Origin of the sequence: Streptomyces pseudogriseolus (genome assembly GCA_002154585.1) — a bacterium.
Classification (GTDB): Bacteria; Actinomycetota; Actinomycetes; order Streptomycetales; family Streptomycetaceae; genus Streptomyces; species Streptomyces pseudogriseolus.
This window is the reverse complement of record MUNG01000460.1, coordinates 1-16,644: the sequence shown is the minus strand read 5'-3', so window position 1 is coordinate 16,644 and position 16,644 is coordinate 1. Positions and strand designations below refer to the sequence as shown.

Here is a 16,644-nt window from a genome sequence, read left to right as displayed (position 1 = left end):
CGGCAGGCCACTCGTTCGGGTGGCGGAGTTTTCCACAGGGTGGGGGCGGTCCACAGGGCGCGGCGGGGTCCGGCCCGGCGGAGGCAGTCTGACTCCGCGGTGACCACGGAGCGCGAGGCGGTCCGCGGTCACCGCGCCAGACGGCAGCCGTACGGGACGGGCCCGTACGCGCATCCGCCCGGCGCCGGCGCGAGAGCCGGCGGGGTCCGGGCCAGGGAGGGAGACGCGATGAACGAGACGATGGTGTGCGTGGTGGGCAACGTGGCGACGCGGCCCGTGTACCGGGAGACGGTGTCCGGACCCTCGGCGAGGTTCCGGATCGCGGTCACCGCGCGCTACTGGGACCGCGAGCGGAACAGCTGGGCCGACGGCCATACCAACTTCTTCACGGTGTGGGCCAACCGGCAGCTCGCCACCAACGCCGCGGCGTCCCTGTCGGTGGGCGAACCGGTGATCGTGCAGGGGCGGTTGAAGGTGCGTTCGGAGACGCGGGACGGGCAGCCCGAGTGGATGTCGGCGGACATCGACGCGGTGTCCGTCGGGCACGACCTCGCCCGCGGCACGACCGCCTTCCGCCGCACGCCGCGCCCGGAGACGAGCCCCGCGCCGGACCGCGCGGAACCGGCGCCGGATGGTGCGGCGACCGCGCCGGACCGCCCGGAGCCCGCCTGGGAGACGGACCCGGCACCGTCACCGCCGGCCGACGGGACGGGCGAGGCCGCGACCGGCGCTCCCGACGGCGACGCGACCCAACTGCTGCCCGAAGCAGCCATGGTGACGTGAAATCAGCGGCGGCGGTCCCCGTCCCGGTGGCTGTCCGAACCGAGGCTTATCGGCGGATGCATGGCGAACAGTCCCGCGTGGATTTGTCGATAAGCCCTGTTCAGCGGTGTCCAGGCGATAACGATTCCGATTCGGATCACCGCTGCGACGCGATCACCGGCAAGCGCTGTCCGACGGCTCCTTAGGATGCCGGGCATGGCTCCGGGGTGCTCGGGGCCGGAGATTCTGCTGGTGGGACCGGCCCCCCACGTAACGGGTGCTGCTCGGAAGGGAATTCGGTGTCTGTTTCGTTCTCCGCGCGGCGCCTGCGCGGACGTGGGTCGGCCCGCCTCGCAGCGGGGACGCTGGTGACGGGGCTCGTCGCCGCCACCGTGCTCACCGCCGGTGCCGGAACGGCCTCCGCGGGCGACTCCGGGACGATGCCGCAGCAGCACGGGGCAGCCGCGACGATCGACGGGCTCAAGACGTACGGCGCGGCCGTCATCCACGGGCCCGCCGGTGACACGCAGGTGTCGGCGGGGCTGTTCGAGATGTCCGTCGAGGGCGGCGGCATGCTCCAGACCTACTGCGTCGACATCCACACCCCCACCCAGCAGGACGCCAAGTACCACGAGACGTCCTGGAGCGGCACCTCGCTCGGCACCAACAAGGACTCCGGGCGCATCCTCTGGATCCTCGAGCACTCCTACCCGCAGGTGAACGACCTGGCGGCGCTCGCGGAGGAGGCGGGCGTCCACGGCCAGCTCACCGAGCAGGACGCGGCGGCCGGCACGCAGGTGGCGATATGGCGTCACTCCGACGGCGTGGACGTCGAGGCGCTCGACCCGCAGGCCGAGCAGCTCGCCGACTACCTCGCGAAGAAGGCGCGCGACGTGGCGGAGCCCGAGGCGTCGCTCACCCTGGACCCGCCGGTCGTCGCCGGCCGCCCGGGCGAGCGGCTCGGCCCGGTCACCGTCCGCACCGACGCGCGGAGCGTCACGGTCTCCCCGCCCGCCGACGCGGCCACCTCCGGCGTACGGATCGTGGACGCCAAGGGCGAGCCCGTCACCACCGCAGGCAACGGCGGCAAGCTGTACGTCGAGGTGCCGGAGGACGCGGAGGCGGGCAGCGCCCAGCTGACCGTGCAGGCGGCGACGAGCGTGCCGGTCGGCCGTGCCTTCGTCTCCGAGAGCCGCAGCCAGACCCAGATCCTGGCCGGGTCCAGCGAGTCGACCGTCTCCGCGACGGCCGTCGCCGGCTGGGCGGCGACGGGCGCGATACCGGCGGTCTCGGCCCGCGAGAACTGCGCCGCGGGCGCGGTGGACGTCACCGTCGCCAACGAGGGCGACGCCGCGTTCGCCTTCGAGCTGGCGGGCGCCGAGTACACGGTGGAGGCCGGCAGCTCCCACACGGTGACGGTCCCGCTGAACGAGGACCAGCCGTACGACTTCACCGTCGAGGGGCCGGACGGCTTCCAGCAGCGCTTCACCGGGATGCTCGACTGCCGGACGCGGGCCGCCGAGACGGGCACGACGACGCAGACCCTCACAGGCCCGTCCCCGACCCCGCTGTCCGTCCCGGTCACGGACACCAATCTCGCGGAGACCGGTGCGTCGAGCGCCACGCCGTGGATCACCGGTACGGCCATCGCGCTGGTCGTCCTCGGCGGCGCGGGCCTGGTCTTCACCCGCCGGCGCCAGGACGCCTCCGGCGACAACGGCTGACGGGGGAGAAGGGCTCGCGTCCCTACGAGGGGCGATCGAGGGCGGCGAGCCACTCCCTGATGGTGCGGAAGTCGGACTCCTGAAGGCCTCTGGCCGGGTCGACGCGGTGGAGCAGCGCCGGCCCGGGATGGGCGGCGGCCACCCACTGACGGTCCACGGCGCCGACCTCGTCGTCGACCCAGACGAACGGCCGGCCGCCGGCCCACGCGACGAGGGCCGGCGTCTTCCAGTGCAGCCCCCGCGGCCCACGGCCCTCCTCGCCCTCCTCCGGCAGACCCAGCACGGGAAGCCGCGGCAGCCCGAGAAGCGGGGCGACGACCTCGTTCGCCTCCTCCCCCCAGGTGGTGGCCCACACGAGCGAGCAACCCAGGGCCGACAGACGGGCGCCGATGCGGGGGTCGATCCGGGCGAGCAGGGGGTTGGCGTCGGCGGGGGCCGCCAGGGGAGGAGGGTACGGCGAACCGAACGGGATCAGGGGCCCGTCGATGTCGAGAAAAAGGAGAGGACGCAGAGGGCGCTGACGCTCCGTGGCCGCGGTCATGGTGCGGCACCCTACTGGCGCGACGGCGAGACGGACACCGCGGCCCGTACCGACTCCGGGGCGTGGTGGTGGAGGGTGGCGTGGGGGTCGCCTCCGACGGGGGTGTGGTCCGTGTGGACGGTGGCGGCGGACAGGCGGGGGACCGCGTGGAGGAGGGCGTGTTCGGCGGCGACGGCGATGCGGTGGGCCTCGACCACGGTGAGCCGCGCGTCGACGACGATGTCCGCCTCGGCGCGAAGGGCGTGGCCGATCCACCGCATCCGCACCTGCCCGGTGCCGAGGACGCCGTCGACACCGCGCAGCGTGGCGTGGGCCGTGGCGACGAGGTCCGGGTCGACGGAGTCCATCAGGCGCCGGTACACCTCGCGGGCCGCGTCCTTGAGGACCATCAGGATGGCGAGGGTGATGAGCAGCCCGACGACGGGGTCTGCGGCGCGCAGGCCCAGAGCGGTGCCGCCCGCGCCCAGCAGGACGGCGAGGGAGGTGAGACCGTCGGTACGGGCGTGCAGGCCGTCGGCGACCAGGGCGGCGGAGCCGATGCGGCGGCCGGTGCGGATGCGGTAGCGGGCCACCCACCCGTTGCCGACGAAACCGGCCAGCGCGGCACCGGACACGGCCCACAGGTGGGTGACCTCGCGGGGGTGCAGGAGACGGTCGACGGCCGTCCAGGCGGCCAGGACGGCAGAGGCGGCGATGGTGACGACGATGAGGACGCCCGCCAGGTCCTCGGCCCGGCCGTAGCCGTAGGTGTAGCGACGGTTGGCCGCCCGCCGGCCGAGGAGGAACGCGATGCCCAGCGGGACGGCGGTCAGCGCGTCGGCCGCGTTGTGCACGGTGTCGCCGAGCAGGGCCACCGACCCGGACAGGGCGACGATCACGGCCTGGACGAGGGCGGTGATCCCCAGGACGACCAGCGAGATCCACAGCGTGCGCATGCCCTCCCGGGATGTCTCCATCGCCGCGTCCACCCTGTCACCGGTGTCGTGACTGTGCGGCGTGAGGAGGTGCACGAGCCGATGCCTCAGCCGTCGCAGCCGCTTCAGCCGCCTCGTCGGCTCCGTCCGCGCCGGCCGGTCATGGTCGTGGTGTGCGTGCCGCTTCCCGTCCATGCGGCATACCGTGACAGACGGACCGCATTGCGGCTACAGCCGTCGTACAGGGCCTGACCAGGTGCGATGCGCTCGCAAGAGCCGCGCGGGTGCATCAGCCCCTCAGGACGCGGTCGAGCGCCGCCCGGCCTGCCGGACCCCACCCCGGCTTGCCGCCCGGAAGCCCCAAGTCCCCGTTCCGGCCCATCAGCGAGAGGAACAGGCTCTTCATGGCGGCAAGCCCGCGGGCGCGCCGGATCGTCGCCTCGTCCGCCCGGCCGTAGGCGTCGAAGAAGAGGGAGGCGGTGCTCGCGGGGAGGATGAGCCAGGCGGCCGCGAGGTCCCACGCCGGATCGCCGGCGGACACGTCGCCGAAGTCGACCACGCCGGAGAGTGTCCCGTCCGAGACGACCACGTTGGCCGGATGCAGGTCGGCGTGCATCCAGAGCGGCGGTCCCTCCCACTCGGGCGCGGCGACGGCGTCGTCCCAGACGGCGCGGACGTCGCCGGCGAGGCTGTCCGGGACGACAGCCTCGAAGAGCCGGTCGAAGCCGTCCGCGCAGGTCTTGGGATGGCCGCCGCGGTCCCCTCTGACCGGCGCGTCGGCGGGGGCCGGCACGTGGAGTGCCCTGAGGAACCCCGCCAGCGTGTCGGCCGCGTGGTCGCCGCGGCTGATCGAGGAGTGGTCCAGGGGGTCGCCGGGCACCCACGTCATCACGGTCCAGTGCTTGGGGAAGCGCCCGGACGGTTCGCCGGACCGCACCGGGGTGGGCACCGGAAGCGGCAGGCGCGGGGCCAGCACGGGCAGCCACCGCCGCTCGTTGAACTGGAACTCCGGAGTGGGATCCATGCGCTGCATGCGCACCGCCAGGTCCGTGCCGAGGCGCCACATCTGGTTGCCCCAGCCGCCCGCCACCTCGCGGATGGCAAGGCCCGCCAGGTCGGGATGCTGCTCCCGCAGCAGGTCGCGGACCAGGTCCGCGGTGATCTCGATGTCAGCGTGGGTCATGCGCCCGCACAGTACGGGATCGACTCGGGCGCCGTGACCGACAGTGACGAACCGGCGGCGCCCTGCTTCGCGTACCCGCAGGTCAGTGCGGTCCCGTGGGACGCGTTTCCGCCGAGGGGTGGCGGTACGGCAAGATGGGGTGTATCTGCCCACTGCCAGATTCAAGCTGCCGGACGGTTTCTCTTGGCTGAGTTCATTTACACCATGCGCAAGGCGCGCAAAGCGCACGGCGACAAGGTGATCCTCGACGACGTGACGACGAGCTTCCTTCCGGGGGCGAAGATCGGCGTCGTCGGCCCGAACGGCGCCGGAAAGTCGACGATCCTCAAGATCATGGCGGGGATCGAGCAGCCGTCCAACGGTGACGCCTTCCTCACGCCGGGTTACACGGTCGGCATCCTGCTCCAGGAGCCCCCCCTGACCGAGGACAAGACCGTCCTGGAGAACGTCCAGGAGGGTGTCGCCGAGATCAAGGGCAAGCTCGACCGGTTCAACGAGATCGCCGAGCAGATGGCGACCGAGTACACCGACGAGCTCATGGACGAGATGGGCAAGCTCCAGGAACAGCTCGACCACGCCAACGCGTGGGACCTCGACGCGCAGCTGGAGCAGGCCATGGACGCCCTGGGCTGCCCGCCCGGCGACTGGCCCGTCACCAACCTGTCCGGTGGTGAGAAGCGCCGCGTCGCGCTGTGCAAGCTCCTGCTGGAGCAGCCCGACCTGCTGCTGCTCGACGAGCCCACCAACCACCTCGACGCCGAGTCGGTGAACTGGCTGGAGCAGCACCTGGCCCAGTACCCGGGCACCGTCGTCGCGGTCACCCACGACCGGTACTTCCTGGACAACGTCGCCCAGTGGATCTGCGAGGTCGACCGCGGTCGCCTCTACCCCTACGAGGGCAACTACTCCAAGTACCTGGAGACCAAGGCCGCCCGCCTCAAGGTCGAGGGCCAGAAGGACGCCAAGCGGCAGAAGCGGCTCAAGGAAGAGCTGGAGTGGGTGCGCTCCAACGCCAAGGGGCGCCAGGCCAAGTCGAAGGCGCGTCTGGCCCGCTACGAGGAGATGGCCGCCGAGGCCGACAAGATGCGGAAGCTGGACTTCGAGGAGATCCAGATCCCGCCGGGCCCGCGCCTGGGCAACGTCGTCGTGGAGGTCAACAACCTCACCAAGGGCTTCGGCGAGAAGCTCCTCATCGACGACCTCAGCTTCACCCTCCCGCGCAACGGCATCGTCGGCATCATCGGCCCGAACGGCGCCGGCAAGACCACGCTGTTCAAGATGATCCAGGGGATCGAGGAGCCCGACTCCGGGTCCATCAAGGTCGGCGACACCGTCAAGATCTCCTACGTCGACCAGAGCCGCGAGAACATCGACCCGAAGAAGACGCTGTGGGCGGTCGTCTCCGACGAGCTCGACTACATCAACGTCGGCCAGGTCGAGATGCCGTCGCGGGCGTACGTCTCCGCGTTCGGTTTCAAGGGCCCGGACCAGCAGAAGCCGGCCGGTGTGCTCTCCGGCGGTGAGCGCAACCGCCTCAACCTGGCGCTCACCCTCAAGCAGGGCGGCAACCTGCTGCTCCTCGACGAGCCGACCAACGACCTCGACGTCGAGACGCTGTCCTCCCTGGAGAACGCGCTGCTGGAGTTCCCCGGCTGCGCCGTGGTCGTCTCCCACGACCGGTGGTTCCTCGACCGCGTGGCCACGCACATCCTGGCCTACGAGGGCGACTCCAAGTGGTTCTGGTTCGAGGGCAACTTCGAGTCGTACGAGAAGAACAAGATCGAGCGGCTGGGCCCGGACGCCGCGCGTCCGCACCGCGCCACCTACAAGAAGCTGACCCGAGGCTGATCTCTTGCGGCACATCTACCGCTGCCCGCTGCGCTGGGCGGACATGGACGCGTACGGCCACGTCAACAACGTGGTGTTCCTCCGCTACCTGGAGGAGGCCCGTATCGACTTCCTGTTCCGCCCGGAGAAGGACTTCAAGCAGGGGTCCGTGGTGGCGCGCCACGAGATCGACTACAAGCGGCAGCTCGTGCACCGGCACCACCCGGTCGACATCGAGCTGTGGGTCACGGAGATCAGGGCGGCGTCCTTCACCCTCACCTACGAGGTGAAGGACGACGACCTGGTCTACGTCCGCGCGTCGACGGTCATCGTGCCGTTCGACTTCCAGGCGCAGCGTCCCCGGCGGCTCACCGCGGAGGAGCGCGAGTTCCTCCAGGAGTACACGGACGACGCCACCGCCGGTGACAAGGAGGAGGCCGTCGCCGCATGACGGTTCTCCATCTCGCCGACGAGGGGGAGGCCGCGGATCTCGTGGCCTTCCTGTCCCGGCTGCTGCACTACGACCGCGGCGCCGCCGTCCGCCTCCAGGCGGCCGGCACGGCGCTCGCGGTCTTCGGCCGTCCCCCCTCGTTCGAGGTGCTGGCGATCCGCGCCGTGCGGCTCGCGAAGCCCTACGAGAACGGGCTGGACGTCACGCTCGACGTGACCGTGTCCGCCGGTGAGCTGCTGGAGTCGGTGGACGAGTCCGCCGCCACCGCGGCCGTGCCGGCGGCGGTCACCGGGCCGCCGTGGGCCGGGGTGCTCCCGCCGCGCGGCGGCTGGCACCCGGAGCCCGGTCTGCCGGAGCCCGAGCGGCTGCGCCGGCTCGTCTCCGCCTCGGTCGCCGAGTTCCGCTCCCGTAGCGAACAGCTGGCGCCCGAGCGGCGCACCCGGACCGAACTCGACCGGATAGGGCGGGAGATATGGTCCCGCACGGTCGCGGACACCGGGCTGCCGGTGCGCGCCGTGCACGCCGCCCAGTCGCTCGGGTTCCTGCGGGGCGACGACCAGGCCCTGTTCTCGTCCGGCTCGTGGCTGCGGCTGCGGACGCCCTACGGGTCGGTCGCGGTACGGCGGGCGGGCACGGGCGCCCTCGGACTCACCGTCCGCTGAGGCAGCGCAAGCCGCGCAGGACGGGCCACCCCGCCTACTCGTGCCCGCTGTCGTCCGGGCGGACCGCGATGTGGTCCGGTTCCAGTTCCAGGGCCACGCGGTCGCGCATGCCCAGGGCGTCCGTGTACTCCGCGGGAAGCTGGAGGCGGCCCGCGCGGTCCAGCATCGCGTACTCGCGGGCGACGACCTTCTCGTAGCCGGTGGCCGCGTCCACCTCGCTGCGGCGCAGCACCTCCGTCGAGGTGCGGCCGTCGCGGATGGCGACCGTGCGCCTGACCTCGCTCGCCACCGCCTGGTCGTGGGTGACGATCACGACGGTCGTGCCGAGCCGCTCGTTGGCCGTGCGGAACGCGGCGAAGATCTGCTCCCCGGTGTGCGAGTCCAGCTCGCCGGTCGGTTCGTCCGCGAGCAGCAGCGCCGGGTCGCCCGCGAGGGCCACCGCGATGGCGACCCGCTGCTGCTGGCCGCCGGACATCTCGTGCGGGCGCCGGTCCCGGCAGTCCGCCACCTCCAGCAGCTCCAGCAGCTCCAGCGCGCGTTCGGCGCGGGCCCGGCGCGCGGACCGGGAGCGTCCGCCGCGGCGCCCGGTCAACTGCATCGGCAGCGCCACGTTCTGCGCCGACGTCAGATACGGCAGCAGATTGCGGGAGGTCTGCTGCCAGACGAAGCCGACGACCTCACGGCGGTAGGCGAGCCGGTCCCGCGCGGACATCGTCAGCAGGTCGCGGCCCGCCACCCGGGCCGCGCCGGCCGTGGGCGTGTCCAGCCCGGCCAGGATGTTCATCAGGGTCGACTTGCCGCTGCCGGACGCGCCCACCAGCGCCATCAGCTCGCCCTCCCGCACCAGCAGGTCGAGCCCCTGGAGCGCCTGCACCTCCACGCCGTCCGCGGTGAACACGCGGACCAGCCGGTCGCAGGTGACGAGTGCGTCATGGCCGTACGCGGGCCGGTCCTTGCGGGCCGCGACCCGCTCGGTCAGGTCGGCCAGGGTCGGGTCCGAGGTCATCGGGAGCCTCCTGCGGGGAGAGGTCGACGCGTCACAGAAGCGGTCACGGGCACGGGCACGGGCACGGGCGGCGCGGACGCGGTCATCGCGCGTCCCCCGCCCGGAGTTCGCGCACCGCGCCCCTGCGCCCCGTCCACCAGGCCTGGGCCGCCGCGACGCCGACGGTCAGGGCGACCACCGCCAGCGCCGGCACCAGCAGGGAGAGCCGGTCGGCGCGCAGCAGGGCGCGTCCCGCGGCCGGCGCCCCGGTGGCGACGGCGACGGTCGTCAGGTCGATGCCGGGTGCCAGCAGCCGGATGGCGGCCCAGGCGGTGAGGACGCCGCCGACCGCGGCGAGCAGCGCCTGCGGCAGCGACTCCAGGATCAGCAGCCGCCTCCCCTGGGCCCGGGTGAGGCCCATGGTGCGCAGGCGGGCCAGCAGCGCGGCCCGCTCCGGTGCGGCGCGCAGCAGGGTCAGCAGCAGGGCGAGTGCGGCGTAGGCGGCGCCCGCCGCGACGGCGGCCACGTAGACGCGCTCGGCGCCGGTCTGCAGGGGGGACTCGACGGTGGCGTCGATCACGGCCGACCGGAGCCGGACCTGCGCGTCGCCGCCGGCGGCCTTCTTCAGCGCCGCCGCGTCCGGGTGGTCGCCGGTGACCAGCAGCCCGGTGGGCGGCTTCAGGCCGGCGCGCAGGGCGGAGCCGTCCACCACCAGGAAGTCGTCCGCGCCGAGCGCCGGCGTCCAGGTGCGCACCGCCACGATCCGCGCGGTGAACGAGTCGCCGTCCTCCATGATCACCGGGAACGGGTCGTCGCCGAGCCGCTCGGCCAGGGCGGGGGAACCCAGCGCGGGCACCGCGTCCTTCCCGGAGGCCCGCAGCGTGTCCGCGTCGAAGGCGCCGTCGTCCATGCGGCCGCTCAGCTCGGCGTACGGGTGCGGTTCGACCCCGGCCAGCGACACCCGTACGTTCCCGGCGAGCGCGGTGTAGGACACCTTCACGGGGGTGACGTCCTCGACGCCGGGGGCGCGCCGGACCCGGTCCTCGACACCGGTCCGCCGCGGGTCGAGGTTGTCCACGCGGGCGTCGGCGCCGACGGCGAACACCGACGCGCGTTCCCGGGCGTCGGCCACCCCGGCGAGCACCGAGCCGCCGAACGCGGCGGTGGTCAGCGCGGTCAGCAGCGCGAGCAGCGGCAGCACCGTGGAGCCGCCCGCGCGTCCCGCCCGGGCCAGCGACAGCGGGCCGACCACGCCCCGCATCCGCCGCGCCGGGCGGGCCAGCCCGCGCAACGGCAGCGGGTAGAGGCGCACCAGCAGCAGCGCGGCGATCACCGCGACCAGCACGGGCGCCAGGGACACCAGTTCGTCCCCCGTGGGGTCGCCCTCGGCGGACGTGCCGCGCGTACGCAGCGTCACGACCGCGCCCGCCGCCACGACGAGCAGCGTCACCTCGGTGACCAGGCGGCGTCTGGACGGGCGGGCCCGTACGACGTCCTCGCGGCTCGTGTGCACCCCCACCGCACGGTGGACGGCCACCGCGCGCAGCGGCAGGGCGGCCAGGGCGATCAGGGCGACGGCGCCCGCCGCGACCGCGGACTGGACGGGCCGTCCGGTGCCGACGGCGAGCCGGGCCGCCAGCAGACCGAGGGCGGCGGCCGGCACGGCGACCACCGCCGTCTCCGCCAGCAGCCGGCCCGCCAGACCGCGCAGCGAGGCGCCGCGGGCACGCAGCAGGGTGAGTTCGGCGCGGCGCCGCTCGGCGGCGAGGCCGCCCGCCATGCACAGCACCAGCGCCGCGACCGTGCCGGTGCCGAAGGCGGCGACCGCGACGAGGGGGCCGACGGCCGACCACAGCCCGTCGTACTCGCCGAGCACGGCGTCGAGGTCGGTGGTCACGTCCAGGTGCGGCGAGACGGCCGTGGTCGCGCGCTCCAGCAGCGGCCCGCCCTCCAGGGAGGCGACGGCCGACGTCAGCCGCTCCAGGTCACGGCCCTGGAGGGCGGGGAGGTCGGGGGCCAGCGTCCAGTACCGGGCGGGCGCCCCCGGGACGCTCAGCAGCGCCGGGCCCGCGTCCGGCGCCAGCAGCAGGGTGCCGGACCAGTACTGGCTGGGGACCGGGCCCTGGGTGACCATGAGGTTCGGCCTGTCCAGGCCGGGCAGCGCGGACCAGTACGCCCCGTCCGGCTCGCGGGGGACGACCACGCCGGTGACGCGCACGGCGAGCGGGTCGCCCTCCGCGCGGGGGAAGTGGACGACCGAGCCCACCCGGATGTTCAGCGCCTCGGCCGTCTCGGCGGTGACGGCGGCCTCCAGCGCGGAGACGGCGCGACCGGGATCGCCGGGGGCCTTCGGCAGCCGGCCCGCCGCGAGCCGGGAGTGGCCGGCGACCCCGCCCTGGGCGACCAGGTGGAACACCGGAGGAAGCCCGTCCGGCTGGGAGAGGTACGCGTCCGGGGTCTTGAGAGACCGGGTGGTGCGCACCCCGGCCGACGACTGCTCCCGGTCCAGCGGCAGCGCGCGGCCCGGCAGCGCGAGCAGCTTCGCGTACGGGCCCTCCACGGCCTCCCGGGTCAGCCGCTCCTCCCACGGCCCGTCGCTGAGGTACACGTCGGCGTCCGACGTCTGGAACTGGACGGTGGTGCGGGTGGGCCCGGCGGCCTCCAGAGCCCGGCGCATGCCCCGCTCGTCGTACCGGTCCAGCGCGGGCGGCAGCGCGGCGGCGAGGAACGCGGTCACCGCGACCAGCAGCGCGAGCGCCGCCGCGGCGCCCGGCGCGGTCCGCAGCCGGGTGCGCACCCAGGGCACGGTCACCCGCGAGGCGGCCGTCCCCGGCCGGCCGGAGGGCCGTACACTCACCTCACTCACCTCCCCGGTCGCGCAGCGAGGACACCGCGTCGACCCTGCGCAGGGCCAGGACGGCCGTGATCACGAGCGGGACGGCGGCCACCGCGGCCAGCAGCGCCGCCACCCGCAGCGGCGGCAGCACCACCAGCACCCCGGGCAGCGGGCGGGTCGCGTCGGCGGTCAGCATGACCAGCGGGATCACCGCCCGCGCCAGCACCGCCCCGAGCAGCACACCCACCGCGAGCGCCGTCCCCACCAGCACCCCGTGCTCGGCGAGCACCACCCGGGCCAGCCGGCGCCGGGAGGCGCCCAACGCGCGGAGCACCCCGAACTCGGCGGACCGCTCCCGCAGCGCCCCGGCCGCGCTCACCCCGAAGCCGACCGCCGTCAGGGCGGCCGCGGCGAACGCCGCCGCGGCGAAGGCGTTGCCGGGGCCGGCGCCGAACGGGTCGTCGCGCAGCCCGGCCGCGATCTCGTCGCGCACCACCACCCGGGACGGGGCGATGTCGGGCCACGTCCGCAGGGCCGCGGCGGCCCGCGCGGACGCGCCAGGCCCGGTGGCCAGCCACCACTCGTTGGGCAGCACGGCCTCGCCCGCGCCGGCCTGGAGCGCGCGGTTGACGGCGGCCAGGTCGAGCAGCAGGGCGCCCCCGTCGTCGTCCGCCCCGTCCGACGGGACGGTCGGCAGCGCCCGCACCGCGCGGGCGATCCGCACCGGGACGCTGCCGCCGCCGAGCTGCACGCTCAGCCGCTGCCCGACCCGCGCGCCGGTGGACTCCAGGTAGCGGTCCGTCGCCACCCCCTCGACCACGGGCACCGGCGGCTGCGGCACGCGCAGGTCCAGCGTGAGCGTCGTGGGCAGCCAGGCCATGTCGGGCGGGACGGGCGTGGCGGTGAAGTCGACGGTGGCCGGGGCCCCGGCGGCCATCCGCGGCCGTGCGGCGTCGTCGCCGGTGTCCGGGCCGGAGCCCGCGAGCGTCGGCCGCCAGCGGGCCGACAGCGGCAGGGCGCGGTCCCGGCCCGCGGTGTCGGCGGCGGTCAGCGCGGTGACGGCGAACCGGCTCCGCCCGCCCTGCCCCACCGGCTGCGGCAGGTCCACGTGGACGCCGGTCAGCGTCAGCGGTCCTGAGGGGCCCCCGGCGACGGCCACGAGGTCGACGGCCAGAGCGTGCGGCCGCCCGTCCTGGGGCAGCTCGCCGAGCACCAGCGGGTACGGGGTGCCGTGGGCGTCCTCCACGGTGGCGGTCACGTCGGCGGTGGCGGCGGCGTCCGGGCCGCGCAGCGACGCGGTCAGCGCGAGCCGCGCGGTGCCGGCCGGGATCCGGACGCCCGCCGTGGCGCCCTCCGGGGCCAGCCCGGACAGCGCCGTGCGTACCGGGACGTCCGCCAGGTCGGGGCGCATCAGCAGGGTGCCGGCCGTCTCCTCGGTGTCCAGCGCCAGCACCGTCGCCTGCCGTCCGCCGGACAGCGACACGCTCGTACGGAAGGCGGGGGAGGCCGTGCGGACGCCGGGGACGGCGGCGTAGGCGGCGCCGCGTCCCGGTCCCTCGGTGCCGTTGGACAGGACGCGCACCTGCGTGCCGGCCCGGAAGTCCGCCTGGTCGTCCTGTGAGCGTTCCCACGAGGAGCCCTGCCCGACCGCCAGCATGCCCAGCGCCACGGCGAGCACCAGCAGCAGCACCGGACCCGCCCCGCGCATCGGGCGGCGGCTGAGCTGCCACCCGGCCAGCGCCCCCGACAGCCCCCGGCTGCGGGCCGCCCGCCGTTCGGCGAGCCGCGCCGGCAGCGGCAGCAGCCGCAGCGTCAGCACCGTACCGGCGAGCAGCGCCAGCGCCGGGGCGGCCACCAGCAGCGGATCGACGCCCAGGTCCTCGCCGACGGCCCCCGACGGCCGGCTGCTCAGCTGCCAGTACGCCACCCCCGCGACCACCAGCAGCCCCAGGTCGCCGCCCGCCCGCACCAGGCCGGGCAGCGGCTTGGCGCGGCCGGGCGCGTACGGGGTGGCCAGCGCGGGGAGCGTGACGGCCAGCGCGCAGCCCAGCGCCACGCCCACCGACACCAGCCACACCGTGCCCTGCGAGGCGACCGAGGTGACGGAGGCGTCCAGGTGCAGCCCGATCCGGGCCAGCGCGCCCCGCCCGGCGAGCAGCCGGGTCAGCGGCCCCGCCAGCAGCGGCGCGCACAGCGCGGCGGGCGTGGCCAGCAGGAGCGCCTCCAGGGCGGCGAACCGCGCCACCTGGGCGCGGGAGGCGCCGCGGGCACGCAGCAGCCGGGTCTCCGCCGCGCGGTCGGAAGTCAGCAGCCGGGCCACCAGCAGCAGCGCGCACCCGGCGAGCAGGGCGAGCTGGAGGACCACCACGAGCAGCGTGGTGCGGGAGACGAACAGGGAGCGCTCGACGCGGTCCAGCGTGGCCGGCAGCTCACCGGCGGCGGTCGCCGAGCCGTGCAGGGCCGGCGCGGAGGGCAGCGCGGCCACGCCCTCCTTCATGGCGGTGCGCAGCGCGTCGATCCGGTCGGTGGTCATCCCGGAGAAGTCCGCCGAGGCCAGCCAGCCCACGGGCCCCGCGCTGACCCGGCCCCCGGTGAGCACGGCGGGGTCGGCGAGCAGCGGGCCGTAGGTGGTGAAGTGGACGGTGACGATCCCGCGGCCGTCGAGCTCGTCGAGCTGCCAGTAGGGCGCGGAGGTGTCGGCCGGCCGGTACAGGCCGGTGACGACCACCCGCGCGGAAGGCCCCTCCGTCCGGTTGTCCAGGGTGAACCGGGCGCCGGGGCGCAGGCCCAGCTCGCGGGCGGCGACGACGGGGAGGGCGACCTCGATCTCCGGTCCCGAGGGGCGCGCGGCGGGCATCCGGCCCTCGGTGAGGCGGATCTGGGTGCGGTCGAGCGCCGCGAAGTGCGTGAGGTCGGGATCGTCGCCCCCGGCGCGCCGGTCCGCCGGGCGCAGCGAGGGCGGCAGGCCGTACGGGCCGGACCGGGCCAGGGTGCGCAGCGTGACCGGCAGACCGTCGTAGGCCCGCCCGGCCGCCCGGCGCACGGCGGCGTCGGCGGCGGCCCTGCCGCCCTCGGGCAGCGACTCGGCCTTGACGAGGAGCGTGGTGGACGCGGCGTCACGGGGGTTGGCGAGCGCGTGCCGCAGGGCGCCGTCGCCGATCGTCGTGGAGTAGGCGGTGAGGGTGGCCAGGACGGCCGTGGTCAGCAGGACGGTGAGCAGCGCGGCGGCGAGCAGCGGACGGCGGGCCCGCGCGCGGGCGAGCACGAATCTCGCCGATCCCCCAGCGGCGTCCACCCCGACCCCCCGTGTTGTCCAGACCTCTCGGGGATGGTGTCAGAGGGACAACGCGGGAGGCACCGGTCGGAGTCCGCTTTTGACCTGATCGTGATCGCAATGCGGAGTCGCGTGCTCGGAATGTGACGCTCGCGTGATCCCGGACGGTCGGAGCCGCGCGGGGCCGGTCGGGCGGGTCGAAGCCCCTGGGGGCCCGTCAGTCCGGGGAGTTGACCATGGAGGCCGCCGCGTAGGTCAGGTACTTCCACAGGGTCTGCTCGTGCTCCTCGGACAGGCCCAGCTCGTCCACGGCGTCCCGCATGTGCCTCAGCCACGCGTCGTGTGCCGCCCGGTCCACCTTGAACGGGACGTGCCGCATCCGCAGCCGCGGATGACCCCGGTTCTGGCTGTAGGTGGTGGGACCGCCCCAGTACTGCATGAGGAACAGCGCCAGCCGCTCCTCGGCCGGGCCCAGGTCCTCCTCCGGGTACATGGGCCGCAGCAGCGGGTCCTCGGCCACGCCTTGGTAGAAACGGTGGACGAGCCGGCGGAAGGTGTCCTCCCCGCCGACCTGCTCGTAGAAGGTCTGCTCCTGAAGCGTGCCGCGCCGAATCTCTGTCACGCCGTCCATGGTCTCAGACGGGACGGCGTACGACTCAAGGCCTAGGACCGGCCACAGGATGGCGGTGCGGGCCGCGGCGTACGCGCCGCGGCCCGCCTCTGCCGGTCGGATCAGCCCCGGCGGATGGTGATCGTCGTCCAGGCGCCCACGTGGACCCGGTCGCCGTCCTGCAGCGGGACCGGGACGAACGGCTGGATCGGCTCCTCGGAGCCGTTGACCGTCGTGCCGTTCGTCGAGTTCTGGTCGACGACCGCCCAGCTGCCGTCCGGCTGCTGCACCAGCACCGCGTGCTGGTGCGAGACGCCCGGGTCCTCCGGCGGGGTCGACAGATCGATGTCGGGGGTGTCGCCGGTGGAGTGCCGGCGGCGGCCGATGGTGATCTGGTTGCCGGTGAGCGTGCGCTGCTGCTCGGGCGAGTACGCGGGCAGGTTCAGGCCCGCGGCCTCGGGGCCGGAGCGCTGCATCATCGCCATGAAGTACTCGCGGTCCGGGCCGATGGTCGCGGTCCAGGTGACCGGGCCCTGCTGCTGCCGCGGCTGCTGCGGGAAGCCGCCGGGTCCGGGCGGCGCCTGGGTGCCGCCCTGCTGCGGGTAGCCGTAACCGCCGTGTCCGCCGGGTCCGTTCGGACCGCCGGGACCGCCCGGGCCACCGGGGCCGCCGTGCCCGCCGGGACCGCCCGGGCCACCGGTCGGCGGGGAGATCACCCAGTCGTCGTCACCGCCGCCGTACGACGGGCCGCCGCCCTGCGGCGGACGGCCGGTCTCCTGCGGGAAGCCGGGCGGGGCCGGGGGACCGGAGTGGAACCCCCGCGGGGCGCCGGGGCCGCTCGGGCCACCGGGGCCGCCGTGCCCACCGGGACCGCC

The 16,644-nt window shown here is 74.9% G+C and carries 13 protein-coding genes; 5 read left to right on the top strand and 8 right to left on the bottom strand.

What is annotated here, in order from left to right; genetic code table 11:
• Window positions 1-228: 228 nt before the first annotated feature.
• Window positions 229-783 carry a single-stranded DNA-binding protein gene (locus CCN29_RS31005; protein WP_086685845.1) on the top strand — a complete coding sequence of 185 codons (555 nt, stop codon included), beginning with the start codon at window positions 229-231 and terminating at the stop codon, window positions 781-783.
• Between the two features lie 278 nt (window positions 784-1,061).
• Window positions 1,062-2,486, top strand: a complete 1,425-nt coding sequence (locus tag CCN29_RS31000) for a Cys-Gln thioester bond-forming surface protein (RefSeq protein WP_189480819.1) — start codon at window positions 1,062-1,064, stop codon at window positions 2,484-2,486.
• Window positions 2,487-2,508: 22 nt separating this feature from the next.
• On the opposite strand, the gene CCN29_RS30995 is transcribed toward CCN29_RS31000, so the two are convergent.
• The 3 genes from CCN29_RS30995 to CCN29_RS30985 form a co-directional block, all read right to left on the bottom strand.
• On the bottom strand, window positions 2,509-3,027 hold the full coding sequence (locus tag CCN29_RS30995; RefSeq protein ID WP_086685840.1) for an HAD domain-containing protein: 519 nt from the start codon (window positions 3,025-3,027) through the stop codon (window positions 2,509-2,511).
• Between the two features lie 11 nt (window positions 3,028-3,038).
• Window positions 3,039-4,136 carry a cation diffusion facilitator family transporter gene (locus CCN29_RS30990; RefSeq protein WP_086685838.1) on the bottom strand — a complete coding sequence of 366 codons (1,098 nt, stop codon included), beginning with the start codon at window positions 4,134-4,136 and terminating at the stop codon, window positions 3,039-3,041.
• Between the two features lie 94 nt (window positions 4,137-4,230).
• A complete protein-coding gene (locus tag CCN29_RS30985; RefSeq protein ID WP_086685836.1) occupies window positions 4,231-5,124 on the bottom strand; it encodes an aminoglycoside phosphotransferase family protein in 894 nt (297 codons plus the stop codon).
• A gap of 183 nt (window positions 5,125-5,307) precedes the next feature.
• Here CCN29_RS30985 and ettA point away from each other — a divergent pair, with 183 nt between their 5' ends.
• The 3 genes from ettA to CCN29_RS30970 are packed head-to-tail and all read left to right on the top strand — an operon-like array spanning window position 5,308 to window position 8,064.
• Window positions 5,308-6,972, top strand: a complete 1,665-nt coding sequence (gene ettA / locus CCN29_RS30980) for an energy-dependent translational throttle protein EttA (RefSeq protein WP_006134698.1) — start codon at window positions 5,308-5,310, stop codon at window positions 6,970-6,972.
• 4 nt (window positions 6,973-6,976) lie between these two features.
• Window positions 6,977-7,402: an acyl-CoA thioesterase gene (locus CCN29_RS30975; RefSeq protein WP_086685834.1), complete on the top strand. Its 426-nt coding sequence runs from the start codon at window positions 6,977-6,979 to the stop codon at window positions 7,400-7,402.
• Window positions 7,399-8,064 (top strand): DUF8185 domain-containing protein, encoded by a 666-nt coding sequence (locus CCN29_RS30970; RefSeq protein WP_086685833.1) that lies wholly within the window; start codon window positions 7,399-7,401, stop codon window positions 8,062-8,064. Before CCN29_RS30975 ends, CCN29_RS30970 begins: the two co-directional genes overlap by 4 nt.
• Window positions 8,065-8,098: 34 nt before the next feature.
• Here the strand turns inward: CCN29_RS30970 and CCN29_RS30965 are convergent, their stop codons facing one another.
• The 5 genes from CCN29_RS30965 to CCN29_RS30945 form a co-directional block, all read right to left on the bottom strand.
• Entirely contained in the window at window positions 8,099-9,070 is a 972-nt protein-coding gene (locus CCN29_RS30965; protein ID WP_086685831.1) for an ABC transporter ATP-binding protein, read from the bottom strand.
• Between the two features lie 82 nt (window positions 9,071-9,152).
• Window positions 9,153-11,906, bottom strand: a complete 2,754-nt coding sequence (locus tag CCN29_RS30960) for an ABC transporter permease (RefSeq protein WP_086685829.1) — start codon at window positions 11,904-11,906, stop codon at window positions 9,153-9,155.
• Window position 11,907: 1 nt separating this feature from the next.
• Window positions 11,908-15,150, bottom strand: a complete 3,243-nt coding sequence (locus tag CCN29_RS30955) for an FtsX-like permease family protein (protein WP_086685826.1) — start codon at window positions 15,148-15,150, stop codon at window positions 11,908-11,910.
• A gap of 226 nt (window positions 15,151-15,376) precedes the next feature.
• Window positions 15,377-15,790 carry a globin gene (locus CCN29_RS30950; RefSeq protein WP_031017569.1) on the bottom strand — a complete coding sequence of 138 codons (414 nt, stop codon included), beginning with the start codon at window positions 15,788-15,790 and terminating at the stop codon, window positions 15,377-15,379.
• A gap of 101 nt (window positions 15,791-15,891) precedes the next feature.
• Window positions 15,892-16,644: FHA domain-containing protein (locus CCN29_RS30945; RefSeq protein ID WP_143661418.1), on the bottom strand; the 753-nt coding region annotated here is incomplete at its 5' end.